Raw genomic sequence first — 15,602 nt, 5'->3', positions numbered from 1 at the left:
ATTTCTATGAACTTTTACTAGTAGTTCTAATTAGCCCTATGCCAGAAAAGAAAAAGATGGCGCCAAGCACACCATAAACAATAAGTTGTTTCGTGGTTCCTGAACTGTTGCCAAATAATATAGCCGTGTAAATTAGTCCGCCAATACCTAACAAGGTTAAAACGGTGCCAAAAAGTTTCTTTAAATCCATGGACGAAAAATAATAAAAAAAATGGACAGTTTTGAAAACTGTCCATGTATACTATAAATTTTTATTCTCTAGGAGGCAGATACTACACCTAGCGTATATAATTGCTCTAATGTAGGTGATTCACTACCACCTTCTGGTTCTAAAGTAATACCGAATGCTTCAGATTCATTAGGATTGTTAAGGGCGAATATTTTGTTCTCATCCATACCAAAATTCTCTAGCAACCCCATACTGGTAGGGGTAAGCGGTGAAAGTTTCAAAGACCAGACCTGATATACAAAACCATCTGGAGGTTCAGGTAATCCCTTAGCATCTATAAATACTTTTTTATTTTCTTTGTTCCAATACGCTTTAGCATAAGAAGTAGGTGAAATATCTTGACCACCTAATGGTACAACGCTTATATTCTTATCTCTAATAGAATTTAAAAGTTCCTGCGTTTTTTCTAATGAAGAATCTGAATCAGCTATCTCCTGCTCTAAATCAAAATTTTGTTGTTCTACAACTTGAATATCAGATTTTAATTCTTGATTTTGCTGATACAGCCAGAACATACCTATTGCCAGTAAAACCGAAGCTGCCCAACCAACATAAGTTAATATTGGTGCACCTCGTTTATCATTGATTGAAATGATTTTAACATCATTATTGATTCTGTCCATGATAGATTTAAAGGTATACTTTAAACCTGGCGAAGCTTTCTTGGACAAAGTTAAAATAGAAGCTTCTATAGCTTCAATTTCTTTCTGTATTTCTGGATATTCTTTTGCATAGTTAGCTATTTCGAGATTTTCTTTATCTGAAAGTATACCAGCTATATAGAGCTCTAAAATTCCTGATGCTATGTATTTTTGTACATCCATGCTACTTACTTTCCATATTCTCCCTTAATTGGGAAATGCAACTTCTATTACGTGTTTTCACCGTTCCTATAGGAATATCCAATTCTTCTGCAGCGTCTTTTTGAGTGTATCCTCTAAAATATAATAGTTCTATGATCTGAACACATTTTTCTTTTAGACTTTTAACAAGATTCCTCAATCCATTCGTATCTACATTAGAATTTCCCTCTTCTTCCTTGTTCTGCAAAATACCTACGAAGTAATCGGCCGAAAGGTTCTTTTTTTCATTTTTATACGACCTACTGCGTATTTCGTCGATGGCGGCATTTCTGGCGATATTCAGAATCCATGTAAAAAATCTTCCTTTAGATGAGTTATAGCTTTCAGAATTATTCCAGATTTTTATAAATACATCTTGACAGATTTCTTGGGCAATATTGTCATTTTTCACAATGGTATTGATAACCCCACAGATGTTATCGGCATACATGCCATATAACTTCTCAAAAGCTGAAGGGTCTTTTTTTTTGAATTGTTCAACCAATAGGTCTAATTGCATATGGGAAATTTATAGTCAGCTAAAAATAATAAAAGCTGTTCTTAGAACAGCTTTTATAGAATATATTTTTAATCCTATTGAATTAGACCCGCACAACTAATTCGCGCACCGGCAGCTCCGCTTGGTTGTGAAGTGAAATCATCGGCTCCTTGATGTACAATAAGTCCTTTGCCAACTATATTTTTGTTATCCTCGTCACAACTAATACACCATTGGTCAGTAGAAAATTCAACAGTAGCAGTACCATCAGATTCTGCCGTAAAATTACCTATATCTCCTTTATGATATCCTTTTGCATCGCCCCATTTACCATGTGGCTCATTTGTTGGGTTCCAATGGCCACCAGTTGAAGAACCATCAGCTGCAGAGCAATCTGCAGTTTGGTGAATATGAATAGCATGTTCACCTTCTGTAAGTCCAGAAAAGGTGGCGGTCATGGTAACTATACCATCGTTCTCAACGAAACTTACTTCACCGGATACCTCACTGTCGCTTTTCGGTTCCATTAGCATAGAAATACGATTCGTCGTAATTACTTCTGCTACTTTTTCCATTTCACTGTCCATCTCGGTATTTACTTTGTCCGCTTCTTTCTTTGCATCTTTACAGTTATAAAAACCTACCACCGTTAGAGCAAGAACTAATATTTTAATATTTTTCATTGTGTATATATTTATTGATTATAATTCAAATTAATCATTTAAACTGCTAATTTCAAGCGAACTAATGATTTACGTTATCCTTTAAATGGTTAACGTTAAAAATGACCTGTAAATGAAACTCCTTCCTTATCAAAAAGTTGGTTTACCAAGCTAGTTGTTTTTTTGAAGTAAAACTTCTGCTTGTAAAGCGACTTCGCTCCAAGTTTTACTTATACCATCTTTACCAGTGTGCAAAACTTCGCAAGCTTTATTAATAGACTCTAAAGCATCCATTGCATTCCAGTTTTCAAGATTCATAATACCACTAAAAGTAATTTTAGTGTCTCCATCCATTTCGTATGAAAGTGGAATATTCTGTGTTTCGCCATTTAAGGTAATGTCAATAGAACTTTTGTTGTTTTCAACTTTGAATACACCTGATATAAATTCAGTATTTTTCATCACTCCGAAGAAAAATTCTAAAATTTTCGGGTCTCTGGTTCCTGTAGCATCATTAGTAAATAAGCTACCAACAGGAATACTGAATTCTGTACCGTTTAAAGCATCCATAGCCGTATCGCCACTACTGGTTTTCTTGAAATTGATTTTCTCGAATTTTCCACCAACAGGAAGTTTTTCAGTTGTTTTATACGCAGTAAAATTCACTTTTGTCGAATCTTGCACAATACTGAACATTTCAGCGGACTCACTTGTCGCTTCAAGATCAGTTGGTTCTTGACCTTTTTTTGCGTCTTTGCAACTAGTAAAAACAATCAATAATGCACTAGCGAAAGTAAAAGCTATTTTTTTCATGATAAGGTTTTTTGTTTATAATATAAAGTTACTCCTTCTTTTTAAAAATGCCTCTTAAATCGGGGTTGTAAAACAGCCCAACTTGCAAACGATCAAAATCAGTATTTCTAAAATGATTTTTTAAATAGCCGAATTGCATACTTAAGTTATCGGTGACATTAATGCCAAGGGCCGCATACAAACGATTTTGGCCAAATGCTTCATTTTGAAGGTTGATGAAAATTTCATCGTAAAAGTTCAGAAAGAAAATATCTGTTAAAGGAACGGTCATTTGAAGCCTATATCTAGCCCGGTGCAATGTATTGCTTGTTCGAGAATAATTATTCTGCACAAAGCGTTGTTCTAGTCGATATCGGTGTTCAAATTTAAATTCCCAGACTTTATTCTTCAATATAAACTGCTCAAAAAGGCGATGCTCGGAAACTGAATTGTTAGAAATCAAAATATCGCCAGCAATAATATCAAACTCCGTAAAGCTCGGGTCAGTTTCTATAAAACCATAACCTAATGTGGCAATTGCATCTGGGTTAATGTGATAGTTAACACCAGTTCTCAGTAACAGCTGATTGAAATTAGATGCAGTCTCGTAATATCGGAACTGTGCTTCGGTATGTACGCTCCATTTATCGGCTATCTTATTGGTGCCAAAATACATAAACCAACCACCTAATTCATCTTCACCTGTTACTTCATTTTGGGCATTGGTAGTTAATATTGTAGTAAATAGTACTGCTAAGAAAAAAGCCTTCCTCATTATTTGTCCTCTTGTGTATTAGTTTAATTTAAAAACTTCTGTCTCTTTAAACGGTGAAAGCTCTAAACTTTCCATAGACGATTTATACGAATTCCAATCTGTAGAAAAGAACGAATTAGTTTTCTCTAAAGCTGATTCTAAATCATCTTTTGCAAATTGCATTAATTGTTTTTCGGTAACGGTCATACCTGTTTTTCGCGAACCAACATAACCCCTTGCTATTTGTAAACGCTGCATAACGGTCATTTCTTTATTACGTGTAATTCCTTGACGTTTATCATCTTTACCTATAAAAATGGCAGTTACAGAATCTATTTTCTTCACAATCTCCTTTGATGCATCAATATGTTCTTTAAACTTTTTCTCATCCTTCTTTTTCAAGTCTTTTTGAAATTGTTCAGCTGTCTCCTTACTTTGCGCTAATTGCTGTACAGCATCAGCAGCTTTTTGCATGTATGATTCTAAAACCTTTCCGTTTACATATGCTTCGTTAATACCTGTTGTAGATACTTCTAAACGCGGGTCGGATTTTATGGTAATTTGAGTTTCTTCTGTTAAATCTCCATAAAGCATTTTTATGGTGTACTTCCCAGGTTTCACATCTACACCACCAGATTCGTTCTTTTTAGTCTGAACTTTTCTTGAAGGTCTATCGGCTCCTTTTTCATCCATTCCCCAGAAAATTCTATGGAACCCAGCTTTTTCTGGAGTCTTATATTTTAAAGTACGAATTAGTCTGTCCCCATCATAAAAATCAAATTGTACAGAATCTTTCTTTTGAACTCCCGTTAATTCAACTTTTTCTGTTTTTTCTTCAGAACTATCTTCGGCGACATCCTCTTTTTTATCGTCAGCACCTTTTTCTTTTTTAGCATCTTTCTTACCCTCTTTAAGGTAATACGTAATCATAGCGCCCGATTTTCTGTTCTCTCCTTGGTACAAAGCATCTCCACCAAAACGGCTTCCTGTCGGTTGTTGGTAAGAAGCTTTATAAGCGGTTGGCGGAGTGAATAATTCGATGTCTTTATTCAGAATAGTTTTATCCGATGCCAATGCGCGTAGCGGACGAATATCGTCTAATACCCAAGCAGCTCTACCAAATGTACCAATAACCAAATCATGTTCTCTAGGGTGAATTGCTAAATCTTTGGTAGAAACAGTTGGGAAACCTTCCGTCCATTTTTGCCATTTTTCCCCGGCATTAAAGGAAATATACAATCCGTCATCAGTACCCAAGAATACTAAATTCGGATTCTCGTGGTCTTCAATAATCGAAAGCGCGTAGCTTTCAACATCGGCAGCATCTACAATTCTTGTCCACGTTTTACCGTAATCTTTTGTTCGATATGCAAACGGAGTATAATTAAACCTTCTATAATCATTGGCGATTAAAAGGGCTTCACCTTTATTGCGGGTAGATGCTTTTATTTGCGGAATCCAGCTTCCTTTTGGCAATCCTTTAATATTGGCGGTTACTTCTGTCCAAGTTTGGCCACCATTTTGAGTATAATGTACGCGACCGTCATCAGACCCTGTCCAAAGCATATCTTTTTCAACCGTAGATGGCTCTATCACCAATATAGTGGTATGGTTTTCGGCTCCTGTAGCATCCATTGATAAACCACCACTTTCGCTTTGTTTTTGCTTTTCTGGATCATTAGTGGTCAAATCAGGGGAAATTACCTTCCATGTTAGTCCTTTATCAGAACTTTTATGCACGAACTGACTACCAAAATATATAGTACTGTTATCAAAAGGATCTTGGCTAATAGCCGAATTCCAGTTAAAACGGAGTTCCGTAGTCGCATCTGGTGGAGTAGGTCGCACAATGTAATTATCGCCTGTTAGATAATCAAAACGTTGCACGTAGCCTTGTTGACTCATGGTATAACCATATCTAGAATCTACAGGGTCGGGCACTACATCGAACCCGTCACCGAAACTTATTTCTTGCCAGTAGCTGTTTCGAATACCTTGTGCCTTCCAAACATAGGCAGGGCCTCTCCAAGAACCATTGTCTTGCATTCCGCCATATACATTATAAGGATATTCGTTATCTGTAGCTATGTGATAAAATTGGGCAACAGGAAGGTTACCGATAAATCGCCATGTTTTTCCACCATCTTTAGAAATATTGAGTCCGCCATCATTACCATCCATCATAAATTGACCATTTTCTGGGTGAATCCAAAACGCATGGTGGTCAGGGTGAACTCCGTTATCCACACCATAGGCAGGCATTAGCTCCACGAAGTTTTTTCCACCGTCTTGTGATACGTTTACGTAAGTAAAAACAGAGAAGACCCTATTTTCATTTTCCGGGTCTACGTAGATCTCAGAATAGTAGAAAGGTCTGTTGCCAATATCTCCTTTATCATTTATTTTTTTCCATTTAAATCCACCATCCTCTGATTTGTATAGTGCATTCTTTTTTGCCTCGACCAATGCATAAACAACATTAGGTTTCCCAGGAGCAATAGCAATACCGATTCTACCAAGGTCACCTTTGGGCAAGCCATCTTCTTCGGTCAATTTTTTCCAATTCTTGCCACCGTCATGGGTCATATATAAACCACTACCTGAACCACCAGAATTAAAGAACCAAGGATCACGCTTGTGTTCCCACATAGCAGCTATTAATTTGTTCGGATTGGTGGGGTCCATAATAAGGTCTGCAACCCCCGTTTTATTATTTACAAAAAGTATTTTTTCCCAAGTTTCGCCACCATCGGTAGTTTTAAAGACTCCACGTTCAGGATGTTCGCCCCAAGGGGATCCAATAGCACCTACATACACCGTATTCGGATTCATAGGGTCAATCTTAATTCTATGAATATGTCTTGTTTTCTCAAGACCCATCAAATTCCAGCTCTTTCCGCCATCAAGAGATTTATATACTCCATAGCCACCATTTAAGCTATTTCTTGGGTTTCCTTCTCCGGTACCTGCCCAGATTACGGACGGATTACTTTGTTGGATGGTGACTGCACCGATTGAAGCAGTAACTTCTTTATCGAAAATAGGGTCCCATTTAATACCTCCAGAAGTAGATTTCCATAATCCACCAGAGGCGGTACCAACATACATAATATCAGGATTGTCATTTACTACGTCAATAGCCGTTACACGACCACTCATGCCACCAGGGCCAATATTTCGTGGTTTCAAGTCCTGTACTAGGTCCATTTTAAATTCTTGGGCAGTCACGAAAAAAGATGCGAAAAGCACCAACAGGGAGAGTAAACTTCTTGTCATTTTTTGGTTTGTTAGTTATGTGTTTAAATATACTAGAAAAGGATGGGTAGATTTCTTAAAGTGGTGTTAAGACAAGGATTTATAAAATGATTTGTTGTTAATAGCATAAAATCAAAACACCGAAGATAATTTACGCTTAGGTTTTTAGAAATAAAAAGAGCGTAAATTAAATATGGATAAAATTATTTTACTTTTGAAAAAAATGAAATTTTATGAGTTTTAAAGTAAATAGTGTTGGATTATTGTTATTTGCATTGGTCTTAGTTTCCTGTAAAACAGAGAAAAATATATCGCCTGTTGCAACGTTGTTAGAGAAATCTGGCAACCCTATATTCAATGGTTGGTATGCAGATCCAGAGGCAGCAGTATTTGAGGATACGTATTGGGTGTACCCGACATATTCAGATACCTACGAAAAGCAACTATTTTTTGATGCCTTTTCTAGTCCCGATTTGGTGAATTGGACCAAGCATGAACGTATTTTAGATACTACTAAGATTAAATGGTTGCGTCAAGCTTTATGGGCGCCATCTATTATTAAAAAAGAAGAAAAATATTACTTGTTTTTTGGAGGAAATGATATTCAACGACCAGGTCGAGATTCGTATGACCCCAATAACGATATCAACCATTATGGCGGTATAGGTATTGCCGTAGCAGACACGCCTAAAGGTCCTTTTGTAGACTATTTGGGCAAACCCTTAATCGCCGATTTTTATAATGATGCCCAACCAATCGATCAATTTGTTTTTAAGGATGTTGATGGTACTTTCTATTTGTTTTATGGTGGATGGGGCCATTGTAATTTGGGTAAGTTGAATGCTGATTTTACGGGAATTACACCTTGGGAAGATGGCTCTTTATTTAAGGAGATTTCACCTAAAGGTTATGTGGAAGGTCCTTTTGTGTTTTTAAGAAATGGAACATATTATTTTATGTGGTCTGAGGGAAATTGGACGGACAATTCGTATAAAGTAGCTTATGCAATGGCCGATAGTATTTCTGGACCTTATAAAGAAATGGGGACCATTTTAGAATCTGACCCCGAAATTGCCACAGGCGCCGGTCACCACTCTGTTATCAATGTTCCTAATTCTGATGAATGGATTATAGTGTATCATAGAAGACCGATTCCTAATGAAAGTAGAGATCATAGAGTTACTTGCATGGATAAATTAGAATTTAGAAATGATGGTTCAATAAAGCCTGTTCAAATTACAAATGAAGGGGTAGTGGCAAGGCCATTAAAGCCTTAAGTTGCTGTGAGATAAAGCACCTTATTTTTTTTGAAAAATTCCATACAGCTCGCTGCCCTGTCTTGGCGGAATTGAATTGTAGCAGAGATCGAAAGTGATTGTTTTGAAATATTTATTTAAATAATTGGTATACAATACTTTAGTTCCGCCAAATGGTCGCTTTTCCATATCATTTGTTAAAGGAATGTCGAACCAAACACCCGCTAATTTTCCTTTTGGTTTTAATAGTTCCGCCATGTGTTTGGCATACTCGTTTCTGTTAGTCTCTGTAGGCACGAATGAGCAGAAAAAGGTCTGTTCGATAATTAGGTCGTATTGACCATGAAACTCGAAGAAATCAGCTTGGTGGATATGAGTATCGGGAAAATCGGGATTACGGATTTTAAATTGTTTCAATGGCACAACAGAAATATCAAGAATATGAACATTGTCAAATCCTTTTTTCCATAAATATTCCGCCTCATAGGCATTGCCTGCGCCTGGTATCAAAATTTTTATAGATTTATCTTTTAATTGGTCAACATACTCTTTTATAGGAGTAGAGGCATAACCAATATCCCAACCCGTTTGTTGGTCGTGGTAACGTTGAGTCCAGTAGTTTTGTTCTTCTTTCAAGGCGGTTTCTTTGTGTTTTAAACGATAGTAAATTTATACAGATTTAGTGAGTTTTGGTAGCGTATCTAAATAGGGTTACAATCCTCACACTTTAATTGCACCGAAGAAATCAAATCATTATCTTTCGTAATAACTAGATACCAACCAATTAACATATGAAATATTCGATTTTCACCGTTTTAACGGTATGCCTAACATTTATCGGTACCGCACAAACAAATCCGAAATGGGCGCGCTATCCATCTATTTCTCCAGACGGTAAAACTATTGCATTCACCTATAAAGGAAATCTCTTTTCAGTATTGGCTGACGGCGGTGTAGCAAAACAACTAACCTTTCATTCTGCTCATGATTATGCACCTGTGTGGAGCAAAAATGGTAATAAAATAGCTTTTACCTCTAACAGATATGGCAATTTTGATGTGTATGTGATGGATGCCCAAGGCGGACCGGCAAACAGGTTAACCTATCACAGTAACGATGAAACTCCTTTCAGTTTTTCTGCCGATGATACTTCGGTACTTTTCGGGGCCACACGTTTAGATGCTTTTGCCCATAGGCAATATCCAACAAGTACACAGCCCGAATTATATAGTGTATCGGTAAACGGTGGTCGTGTAGACCAAGTGTTGACTGTTCCTGCAGAAGATGTACAAGTTAATGCCGATGGTTCTAAAATGGTTTATCATGATAAAAAAGGATATGAAGATGCCTTTAGAAAGCACCATACTTCTGCCATTACAAGAGATATTTGGTCGTATGAACCTGAAACCGATAAGCACGTTAAATTAACCAGCTTTAAGGGCGAAGACCGAAATCCTGTATTTTCAAAAGATGGTAGTTCTATTTATTACCTAAGTGAGCAAGAAGGCTCTTTTAATGTTTTTTCCATGTCTTTAAAAGTTGGGTCACAAATTAAGACTCTTACCAATTTTAAAACACATCCGGTACGTTCATTGAGTATCGGGAACAATACATTAGCATTTGGCTATGACGGTGAAATATATACACTTAAGGCAGGTGAAGAAGCCAAAAAAGTGGATATTATTATAAGAACACAAGAAGATAGCAATCCTATAAAATATGTATCTGTAAACGGTGGCGTTCAAGAAATGGATATTGCGCCAAATGGTAAAGAGATAGCTTTTATAAGTAGAGGCGAAGTTTTCGTTACTTCTTTCGATGGTTCGTTGACCAAGCGCATTACCAATACACCCGAGCAAGAGCGTTTTGTAAAGTTCATGCCCGATGGAAAAGGGGTTGCATATGCCAGTGAGCGAAATGGTAAATGGTCTATTTTTAAGTCCTCAAAAGTACGTTCACAAGAACCATATTTCTTTGCGGCAACCGTGTTTAAGGAAGATACTTTGGTAACATCAAAAGAAGACATATACCTGCCAGAATTCTCACCAGATAGTACATATATTGCTTACATAGAAGGCAGAAGAACTCTAAAAGTAAAGAATCTTAAAACCAATATTATTACCACTTTATTGACGCCTAATGAGCTTTTTCATATGCAAGATGGAGATCAGTATTTTCAATGGAGTCCTGATAGTAATTGGTTACTTGTAGATTGGGGCGTATCATTAAGTAATTCAGAGGTGTTACTGATTTCGAAAGATGGTAAACAACGCAAAAACCTTACGCAAAGCGGTTATTACGACGGTTCTCCTAAATGGGTAAATGAAGGTAATCAAATTCTATACTTTTCAAATCGAGACGGATTAAAAAGTTATGCGACCAGTGGAAAGTCAGAATTAGATGTGTATAGCATGTTCTTAAATCAAGATTCTTGGGATAAATTCAATAACTCGAAAGCCGAATATGATTTATTGAAAATGATAGAGGAGGCCGCCAAGGAAAAAAAGGATGATGCCAAATCTGAAGATAAAAAGAAGAAGGATGATAAAAAGAAAGAGGCCGAAGTAAAACCATTACAATTCGATTTGGAAGGTGTAGAACGAAGAAAATCAAGGTTAACCATTCACTCCTCATTATTGGCTGATGCCGTGCTTTCTAAAGATGGGGAAAAATTATACTACCTAACTCGTTTTGAGAAGGACCTTAATTTATGGGAGACCGAAATACGTACCAAGAGCACCAAAATATTGATTTCATTAGATGCTAAAAAGGGGAGCTTACAGTGGGATGCCAAAAAGGAAAATCTCTTTCTTTTAGCGGATGGGAAAATTGCAAAGGTTGATGTAACAGCTACTAAGACAGAGCCCGTGAAATTAAATTCAGAAATGGTATTGGATGCCGATGCAGAGCGTAAATATATGTTCGACCATATTTGGTTACGTACCGATGGCATTTTCTACACCTCTACCTTTCACGGTATCGATTGGAAAGCAATGCGTACAGAATATGAAAAGTATTTACCACATATTGGTAATGACTATGAATTTGCAGAAATGATTTCTGAAATGTTAGGGGAACTCAATGTGAGTCACGCTGCTGGGCGGTTTTCGGATAATATTGATAATGGTGATAAGACAGCTTCTTTAGGGGTGTTTTTTGATTATACCCACAAAGGAAACGGATTAAAAATCACAGAAGTTATTAAAGGCGGACCACTAGACAAATCGGGATTCAATATAAAACCTAGTGCTATTATTGAGAAAATCAACGGAGTTACTATTGGTAGTACCTTGGATGCTGCTTCCTATCTGAATCGTATTGAAGGTAATTTTACATTGCTTGACATTGTAGATGAAAACGGTAAGCGAAAGCAAATTACCGTAAAACCTATTTCTTTAAAAGATGAAGGAAGTTTGTTATATGACCGTTGGGTGAAGAACAATGAAAAAGAGGTTTTAGCAAAGAGCAATGGAACATTAGGGTATGTTCATATACCTGGAATGAGCGATGGTCCGTATCGTACCATTTATGAAGAAATGCTGGGTAAGTTCAATGATAAAAAAGGAGTCATCGTAGATACCCGTTTTAATGGCGGTGGTGATTTGGTGGCCGATTTGGCAATGTTCTTTACCGGTATACCCTTTCTATCTTATGAAACCGAGGCTAGGGTAGTAGGTGGTGAACCAACCTCAAGATGGACAAAGCCAACCTTGGCCATGTTCAATGAATCGATGTACAGTGATGGCTCTTGTTTTGCCAGCGGTTATGTAGACTTAAAAATTGGTAAAACGGTAGGTATGCCCGTACCGGGTACTTGTAGTTTTGCAGGTTGGGAGCGTTTACCGAATGGTGGTCGTTGGGGTGTTGTGCCAGTAAGTTCAAAGAACAAAGCTGGCGAGTGGATGGAGAACAATGAAACCAACCCAGAAATTTTGATTAAAAATCAACCTGAATTAATTTCAAAAGGTACTGATGAACAATTAGAAAAGTCTATTGAAGTATTGATGAAAGAGGTAGAGTAGGGTTGTTTTTTAAAACAAAATTTTATAATATAAAATAGGGATATAGATACAAGTAACTATATCCAATTGTTGTGCTATAATTCAAGAACAGTTATGATTTATTATTGGTACACAATTATTAAAATATTTATTCTTAGGAACTTTCAAAGCAAAGTGAAATACGACCAGACAATACGGAGAACTTTTAGGGTGGGGCTATTTGATTGTGATGGTTTGCGAGTAATGACGGCAGCAAAATACCCCATATATATGGATTTTTTACGCTGGGAATTAATTGCTCGGTCAAAACTATTTAAAGCTATCGTAAGAAGAGGACTCGCCCCAACGTTGGGTTCTCAAAAAATTATATATAGGAGGCCATTAAAAATATGGTCGAAATTTGATGTGATTTTGGAAAGTGTCGGAACGGACGAGAAGTGGGTTTATAATGTTCATTATTTTGAACAAGAAGATGAAGTCAAAGCTGTCGGAATTACAAGAGCGCTTATTTGGAAAAGAGATATCCCCACTGCCCTAGCCGATATAATGAAAGAAGTCGGTGCAACAGAAAAAAAAGTTCCACCTTCATGGGTTTTATCCTTATTCACGGAGGATAAGGAAATTATACAAATTGCAAATCAAAAAAACTATAGCTAACAATGGCTATCAGTAGTTACTTGTTCTCGTATACTTTGGAAATCACTGCGGAATTTCCAACTTGGTGTGTACTTGCAACGTTAAATTCTAAACGGCGTAACTACTTATAGCCGAGACCGTTAGGCTGCATTAAAAAAATAAAATGGCATCATGAGGTTCATATTTTTTTGGCAATTTGGCACAATTGGCATTATACTTATAAGGAAACCTATACCATAGTGAGAATAAATATAAGAGTCTATAACGAATCTGTTGGAACTCGAAACCCATAAAGTTCTGGCTACCACGAAACTTTAAAAGTTTTTTGGATGACTCTTACCAAAAATATTCTTGTTTATAATTATTATGATTAAATAGATACCGCCATCAATGAATTCTTGAATACGAAGGAAGCGGATCTAAGTATAACTTCAGAATACTATAGTAAGGAAGTGTTGTTTTCAAAAAAAGCAAGAATAGAATGGGTTGACGGAAATAAGAAACCAATATATTTAGACTTCAATAATTTGAATGTCTAGATTTTTGACCTCTCGCCATTTTAATGGGAAAAATGACAGCCGATTTGTAAAAACAATTTTTGGCTTTGTAAATTAACCCAATCACCTACCAAACAAGAAAACATGGGAAAGAAATTAGAATTTATTACTTTCGAATTGATGAAATTCATTGAAGAGCAAAAGATTTATTTTGTAGGGACAGCTGCAGCTGAAGGTAATGTAAATGTGTCCCCTAAAGGCACAGATTCTTTTAGGGTAATCGATAAGAATAAAATTATATGGTTGAATTTAACAGGGAGTGGCAATGAAACTGCCGCACATTTGTTGAAGAATAATAGGATGACCATAATGTTCTGTGCCTTTGAAGGAAAACCAATGATATTAAGGCTCTATGGTGAAGCCAAAATATACCATAAGCGTGATAGGGAGTTTAATGACTTTTCTAACCTGTTCCCTAAGAATATCGGATCCCGACAAATAATTGAAATGGAGGTTGATTTGGTACAAACCTCGTGTGGTTTTGCCGTACCCTTTATGGATTTTAAGGAAGAGCGAGCAACGCTAAATAAATGGGCAAAAAAACAAGGAGAGGACAAAATTGAAGAATATTGGAAAAATAGAAATACACAAAGTATAGATGGCTTTGAAACCAATATTCTTGAAGATTAAAAGCTTGCTCGTTTTTTTAATTCGATATCATAAAATCAAATAACAATAAGCCTTGAAACAAAGTATAGCACGTATTGCGGTAGTAGTCGATGACTACGACAAAGCCATTGAATTTTATACTAAAAAATTAGACTTTTTACTCATTGAAGACACTGATATAGGTCATGGTAAACGTTGGGTGATTGCAGCGCCAAAAGGTTCAAATGAATGCGCTTTGGTTTTAGCAAAAGCAGACAGTGAAGAACAGGCATTGCGAGTTGGTAATTAAACCGGTGGTCGAGTTTTTCTATTTTTGTACACCGACGATTTTTGGAGAGATTATTATAAGATGGTTGAAAGGGGGATAAAATTTAGTCGAGAACCAGAAAAGATGCCGTACGGCATGGTTGCCGTTTTTAAAGATTTATATGGTAATATGTGGGATCTATTAGCGCCTAATACCACAAATGGCAGTGAATAGTTTTGTAAATTAGAAAAAATAAGAATATAAAATCCTGATATGCAAGTACCGGAAATACCTAATTTAATTCATTATGCAATTCCCTTTTTTGCAGCAACCGTGATTCTTGAGGTGATTTTAACGGTAAAAATAAAACTTGAAGACTATGAATATAAAGATGCAGGCACTTCTATTCTTATGGGTTTGGGTAATGTTGCAATAGGCTTGGTTACTAAAGGCATAGCATTAGGTTTATTTTATCTACTATATAATTTTTATCATCTTTTCGAGCTACCTTTTGCTTGGTGGTCTTGGTTATTATTACTTTTTGCGGAAGATTTTTGCTATTATTGGTTTCATAGGATAAGTCATGAGAGCCGATTTTTTTGGGCAAGCCATGTAGTGCATCATTCTTCAAAAAAATATAATTTAAGTACAGCGTTAAGGCAAACGTGGTCTGGTGGATTTTATACGTTTATTTTTTGGATTCCTTTAATCATCATAGGCTTTCACCCGGTTATGGTGTTGGTTCAAATGTCCGTTAGTTTAATATATCAATATTGGATTCATACTGAAATGATTGATAAAATGACAAAATGGTTCGAACTCATTTTTAATACTCCAAGTCATCATAGGGTTCATCATGCTACAAATCCTCAATACTTGGATAGAAACCATGCAGGAATTTTTATCATTTGGGATAGGCTTTTCGGCACCTTCGAGCCCGAAGTCGAAAAACCTGTTTACGGATTGGTAAAAAACATAGATACCTATAACCCCCTTAAAATTGCCTTTGCTGAGTGGTATATGATGTTGAAAGATTTCTTTACAGTTAAAACTTCGGTAATGAATAGGTTTAAGTATCTCGTAAAACCACCAGGTTGGCGACATGATGAGGGTAGTGTGCTATCTTCTGATTTGAGAAAAGAGTGGGAAGAGAATAAAAAAGCAAATGTTTAATTGTTTTTGGAAATTTTACAATTGTAAATAGGTGCTAAAATGAGTTATACGTTTATTACATTAGTACCGTAAAATTCAAATCTGTACAAT

13 protein-coding genes and 1 pseudogene are annotated in these 15,602 nt (G+C 36.3%); 6 read left to right on the top strand and 8 right to left on the bottom strand.

Annotated features, from left to right (window positions below):
* Positions 1–4: 4 nt before the first annotated feature.
* The 7 genes from AACZ41_RS06775 to AACZ41_RS06745 form a co-directional block, all read right to left on the bottom strand.
* Entirely contained in the window at positions 5–190 is a 186-nt protein-coding gene (locus AACZ41_RS06775) for a hypothetical protein (RefSeq protein ID WP_339627604.1), read from the bottom strand.
* 68 nt (positions 191–258) lie between these two features.
* Entirely contained in the window at positions 259–1,053 is a 795-nt protein-coding gene (locus AACZ41_RS06770; protein ID WP_339627603.1) for an anti-sigma factor, read from the bottom strand.
* A gap of 1 nt (position 1,054) precedes the next feature.
* On the bottom strand, positions 1,055–1,591 hold the full coding sequence (locus tag AACZ41_RS06765) for an RNA polymerase sigma factor (protein WP_339627602.1): 537 nt from the start codon (positions 1,589–1,591) through the stop codon (positions 1,055–1,057).
* A gap of 74 nt (positions 1,592–1,665) precedes the next feature.
* Positions 1,666–2,253, bottom strand: coding sequence for a superoxide dismutase family protein (locus tag AACZ41_RS06760; protein ID WP_339627601.1), 588 nt, complete (start codon positions 2,251–2,253; stop codon positions 1,666–1,668).
* A 150-nt stretch (positions 2,254–2,403) separates the two neighbouring features.
* Positions 2,404–3,045, bottom strand: a complete 642-nt coding sequence (locus AACZ41_RS06755) for a YceI family protein (protein WP_339627600.1) — start codon at positions 3,043–3,045, stop codon at positions 2,404–2,406.
* A 28-nt stretch (positions 3,046–3,073) separates the two neighbouring features.
* Complete coding sequence (locus tag AACZ41_RS06750; RefSeq protein ID WP_339627599.1) at positions 3,074–3,799, bottom strand: DUF2490 domain-containing protein; 726 nt, start codon at positions 3,797–3,799, stop codon at positions 3,074–3,076.
* A gap of 18 nt (positions 3,800–3,817) precedes the next feature.
* Positions 3,818–7,054, bottom strand: a complete 3,237-nt coding sequence (locus tag AACZ41_RS06745) for a hypothetical protein (RefSeq protein ID WP_339627598.1) — start codon at positions 7,052–7,054, stop codon at positions 3,818–3,820.
* 212 nt (positions 7,055–7,266) lie between these two features.
* Here AACZ41_RS06745 and AACZ41_RS06740 point away from each other — a divergent pair, with 212 nt between their 5' ends.
* Positions 7,267–8,310 (top strand): glycoside hydrolase family 43 protein, encoded by a 1,044-nt coding sequence (locus tag AACZ41_RS06740; protein WP_339627597.1) that lies wholly within the window; start codon positions 7,267–7,269, stop codon positions 8,308–8,310.
* A 21-nt stretch (positions 8,311–8,331) separates the two neighbouring features.
* Here AACZ41_RS06740 and AACZ41_RS06735 read toward each other — a convergent pair whose 3' ends face one another.
* Entirely contained in the window at positions 8,332–8,925 is a 594-nt protein-coding gene (locus AACZ41_RS06735; RefSeq protein ID WP_339627596.1) for a methyltransferase domain-containing protein, read from the bottom strand.
* A 155-nt stretch (positions 8,926–9,080) separates the two neighbouring features.
* Here AACZ41_RS06735 and AACZ41_RS06730 point away from each other — a divergent pair, with 155 nt between their 5' ends.
* The 5 genes and pseudogenes from AACZ41_RS06730 (at position 9,081) to AACZ41_RS06710 (ending at position 15,512) form a co-directional block, all read left to right on the top strand.
* Positions 9,081–12,311 carry a S41 family peptidase gene (locus AACZ41_RS06730; RefSeq protein WP_339627595.1) on the top strand — a complete coding sequence of 1,077 codons (3,231 nt, stop codon included), beginning with the start codon at positions 9,081–9,083 and terminating at the stop codon, positions 12,309–12,311.
* Positions 12,312–12,404: 93 nt separating this feature from the next.
* Positions 12,405–12,947, top strand: coding sequence for a thioesterase family protein (locus AACZ41_RS06725; RefSeq protein WP_339627594.1), 543 nt, complete (start codon positions 12,405–12,407; stop codon positions 12,945–12,947).
* Between the two features lie 620 nt (positions 12,948–13,567).
* The gene (locus AACZ41_RS06720; protein ID WP_339627593.1) at positions 13,568–14,113 is read left to right on the top strand and encodes a pyridoxamine 5'-phosphate oxidase family protein; all 546 of its coding nucleotides are present in this window, start codon (positions 13,568–13,570) and stop codon (positions 14,111–14,113) included.
* Between the two features lie 52 nt (positions 14,114–14,165).
* A pseudogene (locus AACZ41_RS06715) lies at positions 14,166–14,573 on the top strand (VOC family protein).
* Positions 14,574–14,612: 39 nt separating this feature from the next.
* Positions 14,613–15,512, top strand: coding sequence for a sterol desaturase family protein (locus AACZ41_RS06710; RefSeq protein ID WP_339627592.1), 900 nt, complete (start codon positions 14,613–14,615; stop codon positions 15,510–15,512).
* Positions 15,513–15,602: the final 90 nt, after the last annotated feature.

The sequence above is a fragment of the uncultured Maribacter sp. genome (assembly GCF_963974015.1).
In the GTDB taxonomy this organism is placed as follows: Bacteria; Bacteroidota; Bacteroidia; order Flavobacteriales; family Flavobacteriaceae; genus Maribacter.
Note: the sequence above shows the minus strand (reverse complement) of the source record. Positions and strands in the feature narration are given on the sequence as shown.

Excerpts from the sequence above, each read along its gene's own strand:
- AACZ41_RS06775 (WP_339627604.1), bottom strand. The coding sequence starts at position 190 with ATGGATTTAAAGAAACTTTTTGGCACCGTTTTAACCTTGTTAGGTATT.
- AACZ41_RS06770 (WP_339627603.1), bottom strand. The coding sequence starts at position 1,053 with ATGGATGTACAAAAATACATAGCATCAGGAATTTTAGAGCTCTATATA.
- AACZ41_RS06765 (WP_339627602.1), bottom strand. The coding sequence starts at position 1,591 with ATGCAATTAGACCTATTGGTTGAACAATTCAAAAAAAAAGACCCTTCA.
- AACZ41_RS06760 (WP_339627601.1), bottom strand. The coding sequence starts at position 2,253 with ATGAAAAATATTAAAATATTAGTTCTTGCTCTAACGGTGGTAGGTTTT.
- AACZ41_RS06755 (WP_339627600.1), bottom strand. The coding sequence starts at position 3,045 with ATGAAAAAAATAGCTTTTACTTTCGCTAGTGCATTATTGATTGTTTTT.
- AACZ41_RS06750 (WP_339627599.1), bottom strand. The coding sequence starts at position 3,799 with ATGAGGAAGGCTTTTTTCTTAGCAGTACTATTTACTACAATATTAACT.
- AACZ41_RS06745 (WP_339627598.1), bottom strand. The coding sequence starts at position 7,054 with ATGACAAGAAGTTTACTCTCCCTGTTGGTGCTTTTCGCATCTTTTTTC.
- AACZ41_RS06740 (WP_339627597.1), top strand. The coding sequence starts at position 7,267 with ATGAGTTTTAAAGTAAATAGTGTTGGATTATTGTTATTTGCATTGGTC.
- AACZ41_RS06730 (WP_339627595.1), top strand. The coding sequence starts at position 9,081 with ATGAAATATTCGATTTTCACCGTTTTAACGGTATGCCTAACATTTATC.
- AACZ41_RS06725 (WP_339627594.1), top strand. The coding sequence starts at position 12,405 with ATGATTTATTATTGGTACACAATTATTAAAATATTTATTCTTAGGAAC.
- AACZ41_RS06720 (WP_339627593.1), top strand. The coding sequence starts at position 13,568 with ATGGGAAAGAAATTAGAATTTATTACTTTCGAATTGATGAAATTCATT.
- AACZ41_RS06710 (WP_339627592.1), top strand. The coding sequence starts at position 14,613 with ATGCAAGTACCGGAAATACCTAATTTAATTCATTATGCAATTCCCTTT.